Raw genomic sequence first — 18,803 nt, forward strand, 5'->3', positions numbered from 1 at the left:
GCCGAACGGGATTCTTGCCTGATCGTCGACCCGTTCGGGGCGACAATCAGCGGATGGACAGGGTGGTCACGGTGCTCGCTGGGCTACCACCGCTGCTCGTCCTGGCGTTGGTGCTCGTCCTACCGGCCCTGGAGTCGTCGACCCTGCTCGGGCTGGTCGTACCGGGAGAGACAGCGATCCTCATCGGCGGCCTGGTGGCCCACCACGGCGCGCTGCCGCTCTGGGCGGTGGCCGCCGCCGGGACTGTCGGAGCGTGCCTCGGCGACCAGGCCGGCTACGCCCTCGGGCGACGGTACGGGCCGGGTGTGCTGGCCCACGTCCCTGGGCCGCTGCGGCGTCACCTCGACATCGCGCGGGTCCGCCGCCTGTTCGTCCGGCATGGGACATGGGTGGTGGTGTTCGGCCGTTGGCTCGCGGTCCTGCGGGTGCTGGTGCCCCTGACCGCCGGCACGGGCGGGATGCGCCGGCGGACGTTTCTGTGGGCGAATCTGTCCGGGGCCCTGGTGTGGGCGACCGGAGTCGCCCTGCTCGGCTATCTCGCCTCCGCCTCCTACCACTACCTCGAACGAGAGTTCGGGATCGGCCAGTGGGTGTTGTTGACCCTGATCGGCGTCGCTGCCGCCTTGCGGGTGTGGTGGCATCGACGCCAGGCGCAGACCCGCTGACCCCTCCGGTCATTCCCGCACGAGCAGCGTGGCGGGGCCGCTAGCGTCGCCTCCGGGAGTGGGCGCGACAACCGGACAGCGATTTTCGCAGCCGACGAGGCGGGCGCCGCGGCACTGCCGCGCCAGAGTTCCACCTGCCGTGACCCGCACCGTCACGATGAAAGGGCTCAGTGACAACCGATCAGAGCCGCACATCGATAAGCAGTGGCACGTTCACCTCGCCATCGAGCACCTCGGCCAGGACCGCCTTGTGCTCGGCGTCGATCGGGAACGGCGACTCCTGGAAAGCCCGCACGGCCGCCTCGTAGTCGGCCGATTCCACGGCGTAGACAAAGACCGGCCCATCCGTCGTTTCAAGGATGAAACCCTGTTCGTGGGTGACGCCCTCGTTGACGAACGTCTCCCGGATCTCGTCGGCCCGCCGCGTAGCCTCGGCGAGCCAGGCCTTGAGCTGCTCGACCTTGTCCCGTCGCACCCGGGACACCTTGATCTTGAGCATTGACATCTCCCCCTACTGAGCCCTCACGAGCAACGTTCTGTCTGTCTCACGAGCCCGCCGCGAAACGGTACCCGGGTGTTGCCGTGCCGGGACCAGGCCGTCCTGCTGCTGCCCTCGACGGCCCCCGGGATGCGCCGACCCGTCCGCGACAACCGGATCAGCAACTCGACCGGCTACGACGGCATGAGGCGACGGTCCGGGAAGGCGGACGTGGAACAGGGCGAACAGCCCAGGAAGGCTTGCCTCCACGGCACGGGAGTGGAGCCCCCGATCGTGCTCGGGGGCTCCGCGCAGCCTCCACCTCTACCTGGCGTTCACGCCAGCGGCAGTGCGGAGCGGCCTGCGAAGCGGGCCGAGTCGCCCAACTCCTCTTCGATCCGGATCAGTTGGTTGTACTTCGCCGTGCGGTCGGAGCGGGAGAGTGAGCCGGTCTTGATCTGACCGCAGCCGGTCGCCACCGCCAGATCCGCGATGGTGGTGTCCTCCGTCTCGCCCGAGCGGTGCGACATGACAGCCGTCCAGCCCGCCTGGTGGGCCGTGGCGACCGCGGCCAGCGCCTCGGTCAGGGTCCCGATCTGATTGACCTTGACCAGAACCGAGTTGCCGACGCCGGTACGGATGCCCTCGCGCAGCAACGTCTCGTTGGTGCAGAAGACGTCGTCGCCGGTGAGCTGGCAGCGGTCGCCCACGCGGGCGGTCAGCTCGCGCCAGCCGTCCAGGTCGTTTTCCGCCATCGGGTCCTCGATGGAGACGACCGGGTAGGCGTCGATGAGCTTGGCCAGGTAGTCGGCGTGCTGGGCGGAGGTACGGCGCACTCCCTCGCCCGCGTAGCCGTACACCCCGTCGCGGAAGAACTCCGACGACGCCGGATCCATGACCAGGCCGATGTCCGTGCCGGGACGGTAGCCGGTCCGCTCGATGGCGGCCATCACGAAGTCGAGCGCCTCCTCCGCGGTACGCAGCGCGGGTGCGAAACCCCCTTCGTCGCCGACGCCCGTGGAGTGCCCGGCGGCCAGCAGATCGCGGCGCAGGGTGTGGAAGACCTCGCTGCCCATGCGGACGGCTTCGGCGAAGGTTTCCGCGCCCACCGGCGCGATCATGAACTCCTGGAAGTCCAGCGGATTGTCGGCGTGGGCGCCGCCGTTGACGATGTTCATCATCGGCAGCGGCAGAAGGTGGGCGTCGGCGCCGCCGAGGTAACGGTAGAGAGGCTGGCGGTGGGCCGCCGCGGCGGCCTTCGCGGCGGCGAGGGAGACGCCGAGGATCGCGTTCGCGCCGAGCCGGGACTTCGTGGCGGTGCCGTCGAGTGCGACCAGAGCAAAGTCGAGACCTGCCTGGTCCGCTGCGTTCCGGCCACGCACGGACACCGCGATCTCCCCGTTGACGTGGGCCACCGCGCGGTCGACGCCCTTGCCGTGCCAGCGCGCGGGGTCTCCGTCGCGCAGTTCCAGGGCCTCCCGGGCACCGGTGGAGGCGCCCGAGGGGACAGCCGCGCGCCCCAGGGATCCGTCGGCCAGGACGACGTCGACCTCGACCGTGGGGTTTCCACGGCTGTCGATGATCCGGCGGGCCGTGACGGTCTCGATGGCTGCGTCGACGGTTCCCACTGCCTCTGCGGACATGGGTGTTCCTCCCCGTTGCCGTGTGCCGTGGCCCGGCTGCGACAACGCTGGCGCTGAGCCCGACAGCCGCAAACCCTACAGCAGTGCTGTTCAGTGTTGCTGTACAGGTCAGCTGCACAAACGGCCAGCGAGGTAAAGTGCCGCATGCCCACCCCGGAAGCCGCCACCGTCGCCGCCGAACTGCGCACCGCGATGGGCAAGCTCACCCGACGTGTCAAACACGAGGACCGCATCCCGCTGGGCCAGGTCGCCGTGCTCGGCGTACTCGACCGCGACGGCGCCATGACCACCAGCGACCTCGCCGCCGATCAGCGCGTACGCCCCCAGTCGATGGCCCGGACGGTGGGGCTGCTCATAGAACAGAACCTGATCACCCGCCGGGCGCACCCCACCGACGGCCGCAAGTCGCTGGTCGAACTGTCGGACGCCGGCCGCGCCGCGCTCGAAGCGGAGCGCGGCCGCAGGGCCGGTTGGCTCGCGCAGGCCATCGAGGCCGATCTCACCGATGAAGAGCGGGCATTGCTGGCGCGGAGCGCCGGCCTGCTGGAGCGGCTCGCCGCACACTAGCGGGCCGGAATCCTTTCCTGTCACACCTCACCGGGCTGTTCGGTCTAATGGGTGCAACTCGGCAACTCGGCAACTCGAATGCTCCGCAGGAAAGGCCCCACATGAAGACAATCGTTCTCGTCCACGGTTTCTGGGTGACCCCACGCAGCTGGGAACACTGGATCGACCGCTACCAACGGGCCGGCTACCACGTGGTCGCGCCCGCCTACCCCGGGTTCGAGGTGGAGGTCGAGGCACTCAACGCCGACCCGACGCCGATCGAGGAGGTGACGGCACCGGCGATCATCTCGCACCTTGAGTCGGTGGTGGGCACCCTCGACGAGCCGCCGATCATCATCGGCCACTCCGCGGGTGGCGCGTTCACGCAGGTCCTGCTGGACCACGGTTTCGGCGCTGCCGGCGTGGCGATCAATTCCGCAGCGACCGAGGGCGTGCTCGTCACGCCGCTGACCCAGATCAAGTCGACGTTCCCGGTGTTGAAGAACCCGGCGAACCGGCACAAGGCCGTCGGCCTGACGCCCGAGCAGTGGAAGTACACGTTCGCCAACACCTGCACCGAGGAAGAGTCCCTCGAGCTCTACCAGCGGTACCACGTCCCGGCATCCGGGCGGATCCTCTGGAACAGCGTGCTCGCGAACTTCCAGCCCGGCCCGCAGGACGTCCACGTCGACTACCACAACGACAACCGGGCGCCGCTGCTGTTCGTCTCCGGCAGCGAGGACCACCTCATGCCGCCAAGCGTGCAGCGGTCCAACGCCAAGCACTACAAGTCGTCGAAGACCATCACCGAGATCAAAGAATATGAAGGCATGGCGCACCTGCTGCCCGCGCAGAAGGGGTGGGAGGAGGTCGCCGACGACGTCCTGGCGTGGGCTGTGGAACACGCCGGCTGGCCGGCCGTGCCCGGAGCGTGAAGGACGTCGACGTCCGTTCGACGTCGGACGAACCATCGCGATGACCCACGCGTCGCATCATCCGACGCCAAGTTCCCCTGATGACACTCCATGACGGGTGGTCTGGAGTTGGCCGTCAGGGGACATACGGGAACACTCGATTCGGGGTGAAGGTGCAGGTGATCAAGCTGCGCCTTCGTCCTGCACCAGCCAATGACGGACGGCCGAGAAATCGGCTTCGGTGAGACCCACGTAGGGGTCGATACGGCGTAGCAGCGCCCGCTCCGGGTGATGCGCGGCCACCCATCGGCGGTCGACATCGGTCGTCTCGTCATCGAGCCACACGAATCGGCGCCCAGCTGCCCAGCGGACCAGATGCATGGTCTTCCAGTGCAGGCCGTGCTTCGGATCCTCGTCGCTGTCGGGCCATTCGACAACCGGCAGATCCGGAAGCCCGATCCGTGGTGAGACGACCTCGTTCGCTTCCGCCATCCACGTCGTCGCCCAGACCAGCTGACCTCCGAGAGCCGAGAGCCGGCGCCCGTCATCCGGGTCAAGCCGATCGAGAAGTGGGTTGCCCGCATCGGCCAGCGGCTGCGTGACGGCACGGCGGAAGGAATGCTTGCGGCCGACCAGCCGGGCCTTGAACGGGATCAGCGGCCCGTCCACATCGAGGAATATCAAGGGGCGTCGGGCCGGGCCGGGCAGCACCGGTCGAACGTACCGTGGAACGCGTAACACCGGACGGCGACCGTCTGCTCGGGGCTCCACTGCTGTTCGACCGTGGCCAGCAACTGCCAGCCGAGCCTCTCGTACAGATCCACCGCCGCAGCGTCAGAAGCCACCACGTCGAGCACCGGATGCAAGCCACGATTCTGTGCTTCTCTGACAGCCCGCGCCATCAGCAGCGCACCGATGCCGAGGCCGCGAGCCGACGGAGCGACGAACAGCCGGTTGACCACGACGGCCCCGTCGACACTCACGCCTGCACGGACGGCCCAAAGCCCAGGTGCCGCGTCTCTCGCGTCGCTGCGGGACAAGCCGATGTGGCCGGCTATGCGGCCATCCAGTTCCGCCACCCACGAGGCCATGAGCGTAGGCGGCGTGAGCCATGCGTCCGGGAGATCGGGCCAGTTCATCGGATAGCCGTCGCGCTCATGAACCCCCGCCAACACCCGCACACAGTCACCGAGGTCGCGATCAGTGCGCTGTCGGACACTCGGGTGTACGTCCGCGCCGGACACGTCCTCGTTCATCACCGCGGCATGGAAACACAGCCCAAGGCGGGTGACCAGCGAATTGCACCACAGACCCCAGTTGCGTCGGGGCGGCCCCGAGCACGGGCGGGCGGCAAGCCCGCTCGACACCTGCCAGCCGTGGTCCGCCTTCGTGTGGATCAGCTCGTCGGCGGTGATCCGGGCATCGGTCAGGAATCACGCCGAGCGTTTCGACATGCACCTTCGCCTGCAAAGCGGCGCCCTCGAAGCCCGGCATCAACCAGGTCAATGCAACCGAGCCTGCGCCGCGTCGGGAAGTCCCAGCTGTGCGGCGGCGGCCGTTGAGGTGTGCGGCACGGAAGGTGGTGGCGTGTCAGGCTCGGCAGCCGGACACGCCACGCGCCTCACTTGCCGTTCGTGGTTGCCGGCAGGGTCGTCGTGTTCGAAGGCGTTGTGGTGCTCGGAGGTGTCCAGGCGGGTAGCGGGTCCATCCAGAAGCGGGTCAGCAGCACCGAGTCGATCAGCCACCGCCCGTCGACCTTCCGGTAGGTCTCGCGGTACTGCCCGTAGCCGTTGTGCCCCTCCGGAGCGTCCGGCCCGGCCGGGAAGGTCAGGATGTCTTCCATCGACCAGATCCCGGTTGCGGTGTTCGGCCCCGTGATCGTGATCTCCGGCATGGCTCCCGAGTGGGCCGACGGTGCGGCGCCGGTGAGGTCGCGGATCGTGTACGCGAACTCCTTCGGCGACTTCCACGTGATTCCGTCGGTCACGAGCTTGGCGTCGGGCGTGAACAGCGCGGCCAGCTCATCGTGCTTCTTCTCGTCGACGAAGCGGAAGTAGCGGGCTTTGAGCTGGTGAATCTCCTCGATGTCCTCCAGGCGCTGCACCCGCTCGGCAAGGGACCTGGCGGAGGTGCTCGTCGTCTGGTCGTGCGCGCTGGCGGACGGGGAGGTGAGGGTTACTGCGCCCACCCCGCCGCCGACCAGCAGTGCGGCCGCCGCAACCGCCCCGGCCAGCCGGGAGTGCAGCGTGCTCGCCTTCCGGGTTTCCGGCTTGTTCATGACTTGGTTCCTTTCGTCGCCGCCGTTGATGCCGGAGCATCCGCTGACTTGTCCGCTCCTGAGATGGGGAGTCGCAGACCGGCCCGCGCGACGCTCTCGGCCGTGTGACGCCCGGTGTCCGGGCACTTTTAGACGGACGATGACCGTCCGCTTATTCGACAGTACTCCAAGAGGACGATGGTCGTCCGCTTCCACGGCGGTCAGGCGAAGTGACCCTGACCACCGCCTCGCGGGAGGGCTAAGCAACCCGCGGCGGCCACCACCTCGACGGCCCGGCCCGGCCGCCCGGAAGAGGTGCGGCGCGCAACCCCGGATGGGATCTGAACCCTCGTGGCGGGGCATTGAGTGCCCCGACTCCTGCAGCGCGGTGGGCGACCCGCCAAGCGAGCCCTGGTTTCAGCCCCGAATGCAACTCGCACCCACCAGGCTGATATGTGAGCTTCTGTCCCGAATTGCTCAATGACAGGGATCACATCGGCCAGCCGCGGGAGAAGCGGACGACAGCCGTCCTCTTGGGGTACCTTTCTGCAAGCGGACGACCGCCGTCCGCCCCAGGGTCGGAAAGGGCGCTGAGAGCAAGGAGGCTCGATCATGAATGATCTCGACGACGTCGTCCGACGCCTGGCCGCGCTGGAAGCGATCGAGAGCATCAAGAAGTTGAAGGCCCGTTACTTCCGCTTCGTCGACGAGAAGAAGCACGATGAGCTGGCCGCGCTGTTCACGCCCGACGCCAAGCTCGTGACCGACGGAATCTCGTGGAAGTCGTCGAAGGAGTTCGCGTACACGATCCGCGATCTGACCGGCGCCGCACCGTCCGTCCATCACGGGCACATGCCGGAGATCGAGATCACCGGACCGGGCACGGCGTCCGGGATCTGGTCGATGGAAAACCTGTTGACCTTCCCGGCCGCGCCGGAGGCTCCGGAGGGGCACAACGGCTACGGGCAGTACCGCGAGACCTACCGGAAGGTCGACGGGCGGTGGCTGATCGACTCGCTGCTGCTGACCCGCCTCCGGATGGACCCGCTGGAGAACTGGACTCCCGATGCCTGAGTTGGACTGCGTGCCCGATGCCCGCGGGAGCGCGCCGCGCAGCCGGGGCGAGCCGAACACCACGACGTCTCCGGAGGGCATGCGTGCCGCGCGAGCGGACGCGCGGCGCAACCGACGCCAGTTGGTCGCGACACGTGAGGCGATTGCCTCCCGTGGGCTCGACGTCTCGGCTCTGGACATCGCTACCGGGGCGGGTGTCGGGGTCGGCACGTTGTATCGGCGCTTCGGCAGCAAGGAGGCGCTGTTGGCCTCCGTGGTACTCGGCCTCTACGACGAGTTGCTGGACGTCGCGCAGATGTGCCTCCGGCGGGCAGATGCGTGGGACGGGTTGGCGGAGTTCGTGATGGAACGGGCCGGGGCGCACCGGGACAGCCGCGGCCTGGCTGAGGTAACCGCTGGGTGCGAAGGGCCGCTGTCGCCCGAACGCGCGCAGCGGATCGCGGCACTGCAGGACGCGGTCATCCGGCTGACCGAGCGAGCGCGCACCGCAGGTTACCTGCGCGAGGACGTGACCTGGCAAGACATCCTGATCTGCCCGCGCGCCGGGCTGGACACCGACCACTGCCTGGGGGTCGACGCGGGGCCCGACGGGTGGCGGCGCGTCATCACCATTCTGCTCGACGGGATGCGCGCCCCCGGGCATATCCCACTTGTGGCGCCGAGCCCGCAGGTCTGCCGGACGGAATGACCGAACCCGCGATGGGCGGGGGATTTCCGGATCCTCCGGCCGACCTGAGCACAGGCCACATCAAGCGGGAGAGCCGTTCCTGTTGCGTGGGCTCTCGGGTTGCGTGGGCTCGGGCAAGAGCCGATGCCGGGCGGGCCGCGCGGCCGAACGGGCCGGGGTCGGCTGCCGGGGCTCGTGCGTCTACGCACGGCTGAGGCAAACGCACCGTCCGCTGCCGTGGGAATCGAGGAGAGTCCAGTCGACTTCCTGCGTCACGGAAACGCAATTCAGCTGCAGAAGACAACCCTCTTCCTCGAAGGGAGGAAAATTATGCGCGTCGAAATCTGGTCCGACATTTCCTGCCCATGGTGCTTCATTGGGAAGGCCCGGTTCAAGAAGGCACTCGCCGGGTTTCCTCACCGGGACCACGTCGAGGTGGTGCACCGTTCCTTCGAACTCGACCCGCACCTGGCCCACACTCGCCCGACGACCGGGGCGGCGCATGCGAAGAAGTACGGCATGACCCCGGCACAGGCACGGGCCGCCGAGGAGAACCTCGCGCACATCGCAAGGAAGGAAGGGCTCGAGTACCTCGTCGACTTTCGGGACCACGGCAACACGTTCGACCTGCACCGGCTGCTACACCTGGCCGGAGCGCGGGGCCTGCAGGATGAACTGTTGACGCTGTTCTACGAGGGCAACTTCGCCGCGGAGCGGAGCATCTACGACCTTGAACATCAGGTAGACCTCGCCGTCCGCGCCGGACTCGACGAGGTCGAGGTGCGCGCCGTGCTCGCCGACAAGCGGGCGTACGCCAACAAGGTCCGCAAGGACGAGGCCGAGGCCGCCCAACTGGACGTCACCGGTGTGCCGTTCTTCCTGATCGACCGGAAGTACGGGCTGTCCGGCGCCCAGCCGACCGAGGTCGTCTCCGAGGTGCTGGAGCGGGCCTGGGCCGAGCGTCAACCCGAACTGGTGATCATCGGCGCGGACGACCAGGCCGGGTGCGATGCGGATGGCGCCTGTGACGTGCCGGGCGCGGGCGCGGACGGAACCACCAGGAGACCCGCACTGGCCTAGGCCCCCGGGACGCCTACCCGGCGGCAGCGCGTTCGGACACCCGCCGGACCGCACTCCACACACCGCGAACCTACGGCATTTTCGCCGGCCCGCTACGGGTTCGGCACCACGTAACGAGAGACCACGAGAGGAACAAGTCGTGCGAGCTGTTGGTCTGTATGAGTTCGGAGGGCCGGAGGTGTTGCGGGTCATCGAACTGCCGGAACCGCATGCCGGCCCTGGCGAGGTGCGGATGCGGGTACGGGCGGCCGCTGTGAATCCCTCCGACACGCTGCTGCGATCCGGCACCCACGCCGAGGCGCTGTCCGGAATCCCGGGGCCGTACGTGCCAGGCATGGACGCCGCGGGTGTCATCGACGAAATCGGGCCGGGAACGCAGACCGAGTTGTCGATCGGTGACCCGGCGATGGCGATGCTCCTGCCCGTCACCCCGAAGCCGGATGGCACGCTGGAGAACAGCGGCGGCGGTTACGTGGAGTACGTGGTGCTCCCGGCCAACTGGGTCGTCCGCGCGCCGGCGGGCGCGAGTCACGAGGCTGCGGCAACCCTGCCGATGAACGGACTGACCGCGCTGTTGGCGCTCGATCAGCTAGCCCTCACGCCAGGCTCGACCCTGGCCGTGGTCGGGGCCGCCGGGACACTCGGTAGCTACCTGGTCCAGATGGCCAGCCACGCCGGCCTGAACGTGGTCGCCGACGCCGCCCCGACCGACGAGGCACTGGTCCGCGAGTCCGGCGCGACCCACGTTGTGACCCGGGGCCCCGACCTCGCCGAACGCATCAGGGCCCGCTTTCCCGGTGGCGTGGACGCAGTCGCGGACGTGGCACTGGCCGGACCGCAGCTGATGGACGCCATCCGCGACGGCGGCACTCTGGTCCGGTTCCGCCATCCTGGCGAACCGGGCGGTTATCAAGCCACCAGCACGCGAGGGATCGCGGTACAGGCGCCGTTCGTGCCCGACTATGCCGGCCGGGCAGACAAGCTGGACGAGATCCGCCGTCTCGCCGAGTCCGGTGTACTCATCCCGCGGGTCGCGGAAGCCCTGCCCGCCGCCGAGGCACCCGACGCGCACCGCCGATTCGCGGCCGGCGGCGTCCGCGGCCGGCTCGTGCTCACCTTCTGAGCCACCCTCTCAAACCATCCTGCTTAGAAGACATAGAAGGAATCGACGATGTCCATGCGTTTCACGAACAAGGTCATTCTGGTCACCGGCGCCACCTCCGGAATGGGGCGGGCCGTCGCAGAACGGGTCGCCGCCGAGGGCGCGAAGGTCGTGCTCGCGGCACGCGGCAAGGATGCCGGCGAAGCGTTCGCCGCGGAACTGAACGCCGACGGGCGGGAGGCGATCTTCGTGCCGACTGATGTGACGGTCGGCCACGAAGTGGAGCAGCTGGTCCGGCAGGCGGTCGACCACTACGGCCGGCTCGACGGCGCCTTCAACAACGTGGGCGCGGCCACCGCGTACGGGCCGGTCACCGAGGTCAGCCACGACGCATGGGCTGCCGAACTGGCGCTCAACCTCAACAGCGTCTTCTTCGGACTGAAGTACCAGATTCCCGCGCTGCAGGCGTCCGGCGGCGGCGCGATCGTGAACAACGCCTCCAACGTCGGAGTCACCGGTGCGGCCGGCATGGCCGCCTACAGTGCCGCCAAGCACGGGGTCGTCGGGCTCACCCGTTCGGCGGCACTCGACGTGGCCGCCACCGGGGTACGAATCAACGCGCTCATCACCGGCGGCGTCGACACCCCGCTCCTGCGCGGCGCGATGGGCCCGAACCCGGAGGAGGCCCTCCGTGCCGCCGGAGCGATGCACCCGGTGGGCCGAATCGGCCAGCCTGAAGAGATCGCTGCCTTCGCGGCCTTCCTGCTGAGCGAGGAAGCCAAGTTCGTCACCGGAGCGGCGCTCGCAATCGACGGCGGCCTGACCGCCGCCTGACGACCGACCTGCCGATCCCTGGCGCGTGCAACGTCGTACCGACGACGCCATGGCGTTGCACGCGCCAGAGGTCCCCGCCGGCCTCGCATCACCGGCAGACCAACGACGCAGATGCGAGGCATCGAGCGATGGACACGCGGCGGTGCGTTCAACGGGTGCCGTGGGCGCTACCGGCCGTCGGCCGTCTCGACGCGGACGATGAGCTGCTTGAGCCGGGCGATCTCCTCGGCGAGCGCGGCCTGCCCGGCGCGGGTGAGTGTGATCCAGGTGCGGGCGCGCCGGCCCGCGTAGCCCTTCTCGACCTCGATCAGGCCGGCCGACTCGAGGACGCCGAGGTGTTGGGACAGGTTGCCGGCGGTCAGCGCCAATTGGGTACGCAGGAAACCGAACTCGACCCGCCGCGCCTCGTGGGCGATGGTGAGGATGCCCAGCCGGACCCGCTGGTGCACCACGTCGTCGAGCCCGTTGGCGGGGTGGGTGGCGGTGGTCTCCGGCTCGTCGAGCGGGTCGCTCATCGGTGCTGCCACGGTCGTTGCGCCAGGGCGAAGCCGAGGCCGCCGAGCAGGAGCACGACGCCCTGGATGACCAGCGGTGGCAGGAATTGCCAGTTCCCTCCCCAGTGGGTGCCCCAGCCGAAGTTGACCGGCACCAGCAGCACCGCCAGGTATCCGGCGGTGAACAGCAGCAGCGCGAGGTGGCGTTCCAGCCACGCCAGGACCAGCAGCGCCACGCCGATCGCGGGGCCCCAGTCGATGAGGCGGGTCAGGAACATCGCCAGCCCGTCGGCCCGTTCCAACCCTTCGGGCATTCCCCATCCCTCATTCGCGATGAGCAGCGCCACGACCTGGACCAGGACGTTCAACGCGATGCCCGTGACGACGTATGGCATCACCCGGCCGCCCAGCCCCCGTGCCCGGGCGGACCGCAGGTAGCCATAGGCGATCGCCACGTAGGCCACCGCCGTCGCGACCTGCCAGTAGACGATCAGCACGAGATTGCGTCCGTGGCACAGTTCGCCGTCGGCGACCGGCACGCAGGTGACCTGCCAGCCGTAGCGGTGGGCCGGGACAGCCGCGAACGTGACCGCGGCCAGCACCAGCAGCGGCAGCCAGGTCACCCGCTGGGCGACCCGGACTCGACGCGCGAGGTGCCGCACCTGTGCGAGCAACCGGTGAGGGTCGCCCCCCGCAGCCACTGGGTGAGTAGTCATGCCAACAGGTTTGCATAACAAACCAGTTGGCGCCAGCACTAATCCTGGCTGCGGCCTGAATGCCCCGGACCGACCCCGGCACCCGAGGGCCGCCTCCTGCGGGAGTTGCCCCAGGTCACACCGGTCGCCAGCGGAATCCCGATAAGATCAACTCGTGGAGTCGATTGACACGTTGCTCGCGGCGCACCGGGCGTACATGCTCGGTTGGAACATCGGTGAGGCCGGCGACGCCGACCTGGTCACGTACCGCAGCGACGTGCCGCACCCACCGCTCAACGGGGTGCTCCGCCTGCTCGGGCGCGACCCGGCGGACGCCCTCGCCGAGGCCCGACGCCGCCTCGACGGCGTACCGCGGGTCTGGTGGGTCGGACCGGACAGCGACGCCGGCACGGCCGACGCCCTGGCATCCCTCGGGGCCGTCCCGATCATGTCCCTGCCGATCATGGCGGTGCCGATCGACCAGACCTCCCCCGCCCCCACCCCCACCGGTGTCCGCATCGCGGAGACCACCGACGTGGACGAGTTCGTCACGGCGTACGCCCGGGTGTCCGGCATCCCGGCGGCCGGCGTGCCGACGGCGATCAGCCGAGAGCGGTCGTTCGCCGGGGACGGCTCGCTGGTCAGGCTGGCCGGCCGCCTCGACGACGGCCGGATCGTCGGAACTGCCGTCGCCTGGCTCAGCCACAGCCTGCTCACGCTCTACTACGTGGGCACCCAGCCGGAGTATCGGCGACAGGGCATCGGCGCCGCGATGAGCCGCGCGGCACTCGACCTGGCCCGCGAACGCGGCGTACGCATCGCCGCCCTCACCTCGACCGCCCTCGGCGAGCCCGTCTACCGCAACCTGGGCTTCCGCACCGTGGGCACCTTCCAACTGCTGTCGTTCTGACCACCAGTGGTGCCGATGACGACCGTTGGTGAGCCGAACACCGAGGTCGCTTGGCTGCCCGATGCGGCCGCGGTGTCGGCGCACAGGCCGGCGTTGGCACCACCTGTTGGTGGTGCCAACGCCGGCCTGACGGGACGTCTCGCTACTTGAGCCAGGGACGACGCCGGACGATCGGGAGGCGAGCCCACATCCGACCGAGTCCCCAGGTGTTGCCCGCGCCGGTGAGGGCGAGCCCGGCCAGCATGGCCGCGTTGATGAGGTGGTCGTCGAGGAAGGGATTGTTCTCGGGGGGCAGGACGACCGTCCACATCATGACGTACAGGATTCCGCCGGCCACCGCGGCGACGCGCAGGCCGATCCCGGCGAGCAGTGCGACGGCGATGGCGGCCAGGCCGAGCATGAACAGCGCGTCGACCCAGGCAGTGCCGGCGATGGCGTTGTAGAACCCGGCGAAGGGGCCCTCCGCGCCGAACGCCAGGAATCCCTTGGTCGGGCTGCCGCCGTTGATCCAGGCGGCCTTGCTCTCGGTCTCGTGGCCGAGCCCGAACGTCTTGTCCAGGAACGCCCACAGGAAGGTCCAGCCCAGGGCCAGCCGGATGCCGGCGAAGACGTACCGGGTGGCCTTCTGGGCCATGGTCTCGATACCCGCCTGAGGGGTCTCCGGGACGGTCCGGCGGGTGACGGGCGGCTGGCTGATCGCGGTCATTGTGGCCACGTCCTTTCTGGTCCTCCGCGGTGTTCCCTCGCGGCTGTCTTCATTCGACATCTGCGGCCACCGGTCGGGGCAGGGCCGCCGGACCGTTCGCTCATGGGACCTTGGACCTGTCCTCGCGGGACGTACGGGTCGGGTCGGCGACTGCCGTGGCCGCGGGTGGCTCGCAGGCCGGGCCGGCGTATCCGACCCGGAGCACCATCTGGGGCGTGCCGGAGCGTCCGAGCGCCAGACGGAGCTGCTCCCGCGCCGCCGGCACGTCGATCACCTGAGGTAGCAGATAGGCCGCCAGGTGAACATCGGCGACGGTCAGCAGTACGCGTTGAAGCGCCTGGCCCGCCCGCAGGTCATCGGTGGGAGTGTCCATCGGGCTGCCGAGCACCACCGCCAACGGGTCGCACTCCAACTGGCCGCCGCCAGCCGGGACGAATCCGCGCGCGGACCAGGCCCCGTTCGGCCTGCCCGGTAGCGCGGGGCAGGGATCACGGCCCGGAACCGGGTGTGAGGACACGACGCTCCCCTGTTCGGGCCCGGTCGGGCGTACCCGGGAATGGGCACCGGCCAGAACCTGGTGGGCGGCCACGGCCATCTGGGTCACGGCAGCCACCGCCGAGCGCCCGGTGATGAAGTCCAGCCAACCGTGTTCGGCCCCGGCCACGCCGGCCAGACGCCGCCGGACCTCGATAGGCACGGGAGCCGGGCCGAACGGCACGGGCAGGACCGAGCAACGCGGCACCGCCGCGAGGAGGTTCTGCTCGACCTGGGTAGGCGCTCGGGCAGGGCCGGGTCGTAGCCGGGCTAGCAGGTCCGGTTCGTCGCGGTGCGGACGTAACCGCACGAGCGGCGGCCGGCCGCGCACCGCCAGCGCGAGCCGGGCGTTGAGGATGCCGGCGCCGGCGGCGAGCCGGCCGGCATGCGCGGCGGATTCGGGGTTGACTGCCGCCCAGCGCTGGTCGACGAGCACGTCGATGCCGCCGTCGTGCAGTCGGTACGCCGGCCCGCCGTCGCCCGGTCCGGGCGCCTGTGCGGCGGCGGCTGCCGCGTAGGCCAGGTCCGCCCGCCCGTATCCCGCCACCGTCGGCTCCGAGGTTCAGTTCGGGTCGGTGTACTCGATGACGTCGGCTGCCTGCCGACGCGGCGTGCCCGGCAGCGGACTGCTGTCGGCGCAGAACCCCACCCGGACGACCAGATACGGTTCACCGACGTCGGCCAGCAGGTTGCGCAGGAGCCACCGCGGCCAGTCCAGTTCGATCGGGTCGCTCAGCGGTGCGGTGGCCAGGCCCTCGGCGACCGCGGTGAGCAGCAGCGCGGACAACGCCTCACCACCGGTCAGCAGGTCGCCGGGGCTGTCGTCGCGACCGAAGAGGATGAGGTAGGCGGCACCGCGATCCGTGCCGCGACCCGCTTCCACTCCGGGCGTGCCGCCCAGAGTGTGGTCGCGGATCGGCACCCGACGCGGTACGGGGCGGACCACCACCGAGGCGGGTACCCCGTCACGTCGCTCCGGCGGCCGCGTGGTCCACTGCCGAAGCTCGCCGCGGTATGCCGGGTCATCGAGTTCGGCCGCGGCGGCGTTGGCGGTCGCGACGGCCAGCATCGGTATCTGGTCGGGACGGACCAGATGCAGATACGCGCCCTCGGCCTCCACGACCTGGCGGAGCCGGTGCAGGATCGTCTCGGGCACGGGCCGGTCGTCGAAGGCACGCCGATCGGTACGTCGAAGGCCGGCCGCCTGGTGCTGGCGCAGCTGCTCCGGATCGGGCTCCTGCTGCCCGCTGATCGTGATCTCCGCCAGCAGGTCCGGGTCGGCGTCGTCCGGGAACCGCACGACGTCCGTGCGGTATCCCGCCACCGCCAGCGCCAACCGCGCGTGGTGCAGGGCAGCCCCACAGCTGACCAGCAGCAGCCGGCGATGCGGGTCGGTACGGCGCAACTGCCGGCCGGCGTCGGCCCGCAGCGCCAGCATGCCTCCGGAACTGATCCGCCAGCGCCAGGGTTGGGTATTGAAGACCGACGGCGCGGACAGGGCGTACTCGGCGGCGGCAGCGAGCACGGGCCGAACCTCGCTCGGCTCGGCGCCCGGGTTTGGTGCGATCATCGTCGTTCCTCCTCGCCGGTTGTCTTCAGCAACACTGCGCCGCCGCGAGGTCGCACCGTCAGGGCCGCAGGTCCCGCCACGACAGGCCACATTTCCCGCGCCGCACCCGCCGGCTCGGGACTTTCGGCCCTGCCGCCCGACGGCAACGACGGGTAGGAAGGAGGAGTGATTCGTGTCTTCCTGCTCGACGACCACGAAGTGGTCCGACGTGGCCTGGCCGGCCTGCTCCAGAGCGACGGTGACATAGAGGTGGTCGGCGAGTCCGGCTCGGCGCGGGAGGCCGCGAGCCGCATTCCGGCGCTCCGTCCCGACGTGGCGATCCTCGACGCCCGGCTACCGGACGGCAACGGCATCGACGTGTGCCGGGACGTGCGTGCGGTCGACTCCACGATCAAGGGCCTGATCCTCACCTCGTACGAGGACGACGAGGCGCTGTTCGCGGCGATCATGGCGGGAGCGGCGGGATACGTGCTCAAGCAGATCCGCGGCACCGACCTGGTCGACGCGGTCCGCCGGGTGGCGGCCGGACAGTCGCTGCTCGACCCCGCCGTCACCGCCCGGGTACTCGAACGCATCCGCACCGGTGTGGAGCAGCCCCGGGAGTTCCAATCCCTGACCGAGCAGGAGCGGCGGATCCTGGAGTACGTGGCGCAGGGGCTCACCAACCGGGAGATCGCCGGGAAGATGTTCCTCGCCGAGAAGACCGTGAAGAACTACGTCTCCAGCCTGCTCGCCAAGCTCGGCCTGGAGCGGCGTACCCAGGCCGCGGTGCTGGCCACCCGCCTGCTCGGCGAACGGCACTGACTCCACCCGCGCGCCCCGGGGGATCAGTCGCGCAGCGGCACTCGCCAGATGAGAACCGTACCGCTCGGGTCCGCCTGCTCGATCCGCAGCGTGCCACCGTGCCGTTCCGCGCGTTCCCGCAGGTTGACCAGGCCGCCGCGGGCTCGCGCCGGATCGGTGCCGACACCGTCGTCGGCCACCTGTACGACGAGTTCGCCGTCCCGGACGTCGACAGTGACCGCGATCCGGCTCGCCCGCGCGTGCCGTACCGCGTTCGACAGGGCCTCGTTGAGCACCGCGAGCAGGTCGGGGCGCAGCCCGTCGGGTACAGCGCTGTCGACCGGGCCGGATAGCTCCAACTCCGGACGGAAGCCCAACGCCTCGGCGGCCCCGGCGACCAAGTCCCGGATCTCGGTGCGAAGCGCGGCCGTCATCGGGGTACGCAGCTCGAAGATCGCCCGCCGGATGTCCCGGATCGTGGAGTCCAAGTCGTCGACGGTCGCGTTGAGTCGCTGCCGTACGTCCGGCCGGCTTGCCAGCGGCGCCACCGTCTGCAGCTGAAGGCCCATCGCGAAGAGCCGCTGGATCACCACGTCGTGCAGGTCCCGGGCGATCCGCTCCCGGTCCTCCAGGACCACCAGCAGCTCCCGTTCCTCCTGCGCCCGGGCCCGCTCCAGAGCCAGCGCAGCCTGCCCGGCGAACGTCGCCAGCAGCGCGCCCTCCACATCGCTGCCCGCCTGCTGTCCTGGCGGGTAGGCGATGACGAGGACACCGTGCAGGGCGTCGCCGGCGGTCAGCGGTGAGATCAATGCCGGGCCTGTACCGACCGGCGACGGCCATGGCGCCGCCTTGGCGAGGCTCTCCAACACGGCCTGCCGGCGCCGGGTCACCGGGTCGACGAAATCGGTGTCCGCCGCGGCCAGCACCGCGCCGACCAACTCGCCGGACGCCGCGGCCCCGTCGACGACCTCCACCGTAAACACTCCGGCTTCGTCGTCATAGAGCAGGACCATCGCCACCTCGGCCTCGGCGACCTCCCGGGCCCGCCGCGCGATCAGCCGCAGCGCGTCGGTACGGCGCACCTCGCCCAGCAGGACACCGGTGATCTCGGCGGCAGCGGCCAACCATCGTTCGCGACGATGTGCCACCGCGAACAGGCGGGCATTCTCGATGATCACCCCGGCGGCGGCGGCGAGCGCGGCGACGATCTCCTCGTCGTCGTCGGTGAACTCCGCCGCGCCCTGCTTCTCGGCCAGGTAGAGATTGCCGAACACCTGGTCGCGGATCCGTACCGGAACCCCGAGGAAGCTGTGCATCGGCGGGTGGTTGGGTGGGAAGCCGTACGACTGCGGATGCCGGGTGATGTCCGGCATCCGGACCGGGCGAGGGTCGGCGATCAGCAGGCCGAGCACGCCGCGCCCGTGTGGCAGGTCACCGATCCGCGCCCTCGTCCCGGCGTCGATGCCGTGCGTGATGAAGTCGGTCAGCTCCCGGTCGGCGCCGATGATGCCCAGCGCGCCGTACCGGGCACCGGCCAGCCGGCAGGCCGCGGCCACGATCCGGTCCAGGGTGCTGTGCAGATCCAGGTCGGTGCTGATTCCGACCACCGCGTCCAGCAGCGCACGTAGCCGCTCCCGGCTGGTGACCACCTCGCCGACCCGGTCCAGCGTCTCCTGAAGCAGTTCGTCGAGCCGGACCCGGGACAGTGGGGTGATGCCCAGCGACAGAGGCGAGAAGCCTTCCTCGGCCGGTGGCGTCGACTCGGTCACGCGCTGATGGTATCGGCGGCCCAGGTCGGTCCGGCAGCCCCGATGAGGCACTTCCTGGTCCAGGCGCCACCACGAGCGACGA

At 69.9% G+C, this 18,803-nt stretch carries 21 protein-coding genes; 10 read left to right on the forward strand and 11 right to left on the reverse strand.

The genetic code is table 11. The features are described from left to right. Positions 1-53 precede the first annotated feature (53 nt). Positions 54-665 carry a DedA family protein gene (locus tag AB0F98_RS16305; protein WP_357735296.1) on the forward strand — a complete coding sequence of 204 codons (612 nt, stop codon included), beginning with the start codon at positions 54-56 and terminating at the stop codon, positions 663-665. Positions 666-846: 181 nt separating this feature from the next. On the opposite strand, the gene AB0F98_RS16310 is transcribed toward AB0F98_RS16305, so the two are convergent. Next, complete coding sequence (locus AB0F98_RS16310) at positions 847-1,164, reverse strand: DUF6176 family protein (protein ID WP_357735299.1); 318 nt, start codon at positions 1,162-1,164, stop codon at positions 847-849. Between the two features lie 314 nt (positions 1,165-1,478). Continuing rightward, complete coding sequence (gene eno / locus AB0F98_RS16315) at positions 1,479-2,786, reverse strand: phosphopyruvate hydratase (protein WP_357735302.1); 1,308 nt, start codon at positions 2,784-2,786, stop codon at positions 1,479-1,481. Positions 2,787-2,930: 144 nt separating this feature from the next. Between eno and AB0F98_RS16320 the strand changes: the two genes are divergently transcribed. Together AB0F98_RS16320 and AB0F98_RS16325 are read left to right on the forward strand one after the other, a co-directional pair. Further along, a complete protein-coding gene (locus AB0F98_RS16320) occupies positions 2,931-3,353 on the forward strand; it encodes a MarR family transcriptional regulator (protein WP_357735305.1) in 423 nt (140 codons plus the stop codon). 101 nt (positions 3,354-3,454) lie between these two features. Then, on the forward strand, positions 3,455-4,267 hold the full coding sequence (locus AB0F98_RS16325; protein WP_357735308.1) for an alpha/beta hydrolase: 813 nt from the start codon (positions 3,455-3,457) through the stop codon (positions 4,265-4,267). Positions 4,268-4,429: 162 nt separating this feature from the next. On the opposite strand, the gene AB0F98_RS16330 is transcribed toward AB0F98_RS16325, so the two are convergent. From AB0F98_RS16330 to AB0F98_RS16340, 3 genes are all read right to left on the reverse strand, one after another. Further along, positions 4,430-4,957, reverse strand: a complete 528-nt coding sequence (locus AB0F98_RS16330) for an HAD domain-containing protein (protein WP_357735311.1) — start codon at positions 4,955-4,957, stop codon at positions 4,430-4,432. Next, complete coding sequence (locus AB0F98_RS16335; RefSeq protein ID WP_357735704.1) at positions 4,927-5,502, reverse strand: GNAT family N-acetyltransferase; 576 nt, start codon at positions 5,500-5,502, stop codon at positions 4,927-4,929. The genes AB0F98_RS16330 and AB0F98_RS16335 overlap by 31 nt, the downstream gene beginning before the upstream one ends. A 365-nt stretch (positions 5,503-5,867) precedes the next feature. Beyond that, a complete protein-coding gene (locus tag AB0F98_RS16340) occupies positions 5,868-6,524 on the reverse strand; it encodes a nuclear transport factor 2 family protein (RefSeq protein ID WP_357735314.1) in 657 nt (218 codons plus the stop codon). A gap of 591 nt (positions 6,525-7,115) precedes the next feature. On the opposite strand from AB0F98_RS16340, the gene AB0F98_RS16345 reads away from it, so the two are divergent. The 5 genes from AB0F98_RS16345 to AB0F98_RS16365 all read left to right on the forward strand — a co-directional run bounded on the left by AB0F98_RS16345 (position 7,116) and on the right by AB0F98_RS16365 (position 11,260). Continuing rightward, positions 7,116-7,577, forward strand: a complete 462-nt coding sequence (locus AB0F98_RS16345; RefSeq protein WP_357735317.1) for a nuclear transport factor 2 family protein — start codon at positions 7,116-7,118, stop codon at positions 7,575-7,577. 10 nt (positions 7,578-7,587) lie between these two features. Continuing rightward, positions 7,588-8,265: a helix-turn-helix domain-containing protein gene (locus AB0F98_RS16350; protein WP_357735321.1), complete on the forward strand. Its 678-nt coding sequence runs from the start codon at positions 7,588-7,590 to the stop codon at positions 8,263-8,265. A gap of 309 nt (positions 8,266-8,574) precedes the next feature. Beyond that, positions 8,575-9,324 (forward strand): DsbA family oxidoreductase, encoded by a 750-nt coding sequence (locus tag AB0F98_RS16355; RefSeq protein WP_357735324.1) that lies wholly within the window; start codon positions 8,575-8,577, stop codon positions 9,322-9,324. 139 nt (positions 9,325-9,463) lie between these two features. After that, positions 9,464-10,447, forward strand: a complete 984-nt coding sequence (locus tag AB0F98_RS16360) for an NADP-dependent oxidoreductase (protein WP_357735327.1) — start codon at positions 9,464-9,466, stop codon at positions 10,445-10,447. Between the two features lie 48 nt (positions 10,448-10,495). Beyond that, positions 10,496-11,260, forward strand: coding sequence for a glucose 1-dehydrogenase (locus AB0F98_RS16365; protein WP_357735330.1), 765 nt, complete (start codon positions 10,496-10,498; stop codon positions 11,258-11,260). A gap of 167 nt (positions 11,261-11,427) precedes the next feature. Here the strand turns inward: AB0F98_RS16365 and AB0F98_RS16370 are convergent, their stop codons facing one another. Together AB0F98_RS16370 and AB0F98_RS16375 are read right to left on the reverse strand one after the other, a co-directional pair. After that, positions 11,428-11,775 (reverse strand): transcriptional regulator, encoded by a 348-nt coding sequence (locus AB0F98_RS16370; protein ID WP_357735333.1) that lies wholly within the window; start codon positions 11,773-11,775, stop codon positions 11,428-11,430. Continuing rightward, complete coding sequence (locus AB0F98_RS16375; RefSeq protein ID WP_357735336.1) at positions 11,772-12,470, reverse strand: hypothetical protein; 699 nt, start codon at positions 12,468-12,470, stop codon at positions 11,772-11,774. The genes AB0F98_RS16370 and AB0F98_RS16375 overlap by 4 nt, the downstream gene beginning before the upstream one ends. 154 nt (positions 12,471-12,624) lie before the next feature. Between AB0F98_RS16375 and AB0F98_RS16380 the strand changes: the two genes are divergently transcribed. Then, the gene (locus AB0F98_RS16380) at positions 12,625-13,359 is read left to right on the forward strand and encodes a GNAT family N-acetyltransferase (RefSeq protein ID WP_357735339.1); all 735 of its coding nucleotides are present in this window, start codon (positions 12,625-12,627) and stop codon (positions 13,357-13,359) included. Positions 13,360-13,501: 142 nt separating this feature from the next. Here AB0F98_RS16380 and AB0F98_RS16385 read toward each other — a convergent pair whose 3' ends face one another. The 3 genes from AB0F98_RS16385 to AB0F98_RS16395 all read right to left on the reverse strand — a co-directional run bounded on the left by AB0F98_RS16385 (position 13,502) and on the right by AB0F98_RS16395 (position 16,169). Further along, positions 13,502-13,993 (reverse strand): hypothetical protein, encoded by a 492-nt coding sequence (locus AB0F98_RS16385; protein WP_357735707.1) that lies wholly within the window; start codon positions 13,991-13,993, stop codon positions 13,502-13,504. Positions 13,994-14,165: 172 nt separating this feature from the next. After that, complete coding sequence (locus AB0F98_RS16390; protein ID WP_357735344.1) at positions 14,166-15,146, reverse strand: nitroreductase; 981 nt, start codon at positions 15,144-15,146, stop codon at positions 14,166-14,168. 15 nt (positions 15,147-15,161) lie between these two features. Continuing rightward, on the reverse strand, positions 15,162-16,169 hold the full coding sequence (locus AB0F98_RS16395; RefSeq protein ID WP_357735347.1) for a nitroreductase: 1,008 nt from the start codon (positions 16,167-16,169) through the stop codon (positions 15,162-15,164). 165 nt (positions 16,170-16,334) lie between these two features. On the opposite strand from AB0F98_RS16395, the gene AB0F98_RS16400 reads away from it, so the two are divergent. Continuing rightward, the gene (locus AB0F98_RS16400) at positions 16,335-16,973 is read left to right on the forward strand and encodes a response regulator transcription factor (protein ID WP_357735350.1); all 639 of its coding nucleotides are present in this window, start codon (positions 16,335-16,337) and stop codon (positions 16,971-16,973) included. 23 nt (positions 16,974-16,996) lie between these two features. Here the strand turns inward: AB0F98_RS16400 and AB0F98_RS16405 are convergent, their stop codons facing one another. Beyond that, positions 16,997-18,667 (reverse strand): GAF domain-containing sensor histidine kinase, encoded by a 1,671-nt coding sequence (locus tag AB0F98_RS16405; RefSeq protein ID WP_357735710.1) that lies wholly within the window; start codon positions 18,665-18,667, stop codon positions 16,997-16,999. Between the last annotated feature and the right edge of the window lie 136 nt (positions 18,668-18,803).

The organism is Micromonospora sp. NPDC023737 (genome assembly GCF_040639715.1).
GTDB lineage: Bacteria > Actinomycetota > Actinomycetes > Mycobacteriales > Micromonosporaceae > Micromonospora.

What these genes read in the sequence shown, in the direction of transcription:
- AB0F98_RS16310 (WP_357735299.1), bottom strand. Translation starts at nt 1,164, where the DNA reads ATGCTCAAGATCAAGGTGTCCCGGGTGCGACGGGACAAGGTCGAGCAG.
- AB0F98_RS16335 (WP_357735704.1), bottom strand. Translation starts at nt 5,502, where the DNA reads ATGAACGAGGACGTGTCCGGCGCGGACGTACACCCGAGTGTCCGACAG.
- AB0F98_RS16375 (WP_357735336.1), bottom strand. Translation starts at nt 12,470, where the DNA reads ATGACTACTCACCCAGTGGCTGCGGGGGGCGACCCTCACCGGTTGCTC.
- AB0F98_RS16340 (WP_357735314.1), bottom strand. Translation starts at nt 6,524, where the DNA reads ATGAACAAGCCGGAAACCCGGAAGGCGAGCACGCTGCACTCCCGGCTG.
- eno (WP_357735302.1), bottom strand. Translation starts at nt 2,786, where the DNA reads ATGTCCGCAGAGGCAGTGGGAACCGTCGACGCAGCCATCGAGACCGTC.
- AB0F98_RS16320 (WP_357735305.1), top strand. Translation starts at nt 2,931, where the DNA reads ATGCCCACCCCGGAAGCCGCCACCGTCGCCGCCGAACTGCGCACCGCG.
- AB0F98_RS16370 (WP_357735333.1), bottom strand. Translation starts at nt 11,775, where the DNA reads ATGAGCGACCCGCTCGACGAGCCGGAGACCACCGCCACCCACCCCGCC.
- AB0F98_RS16345 (WP_357735317.1), top strand. Translation starts at nt 7,116, where the DNA reads ATGAATGATCTCGACGACGTCGTCCGACGCCTGGCCGCGCTGGAAGCG.
- AB0F98_RS16355 (WP_357735324.1), top strand. Translation starts at nt 8,575, where the DNA reads ATGCGCGTCGAAATCTGGTCCGACATTTCCTGCCCATGGTGCTTCATT.
- AB0F98_RS16365 (WP_357735330.1), top strand. Translation starts at nt 10,496, where the DNA reads ATGTCCATGCGTTTCACGAACAAGGTCATTCTGGTCACCGGCGCCACC.
- AB0F98_RS16305 (WP_357735296.1), top strand. Translation starts at nt 54, where the DNA reads ATGGACAGGGTGGTCACGGTGCTCGCTGGGCTACCACCGCTGCTCGTC.
- AB0F98_RS16385 (WP_357735707.1), bottom strand. Translation starts at nt 13,993, where the DNA reads ATGGCCCAGAAGGCCACCCGGTACGTCTTCGCCGGCATCCGGCTGGCC.
- AB0F98_RS16395 (WP_357735347.1), bottom strand. Translation starts at nt 16,169, where the DNA reads ATGATCGCACCAAACCCGGGCGCCGAGCCGAGCGAGGTTCGGCCCGTG.
- AB0F98_RS16325 (WP_357735308.1), top strand. Translation starts at nt 3,455, where the DNA reads ATGAAGACAATCGTTCTCGTCCACGGTTTCTGGGTGACCCCACGCAGC.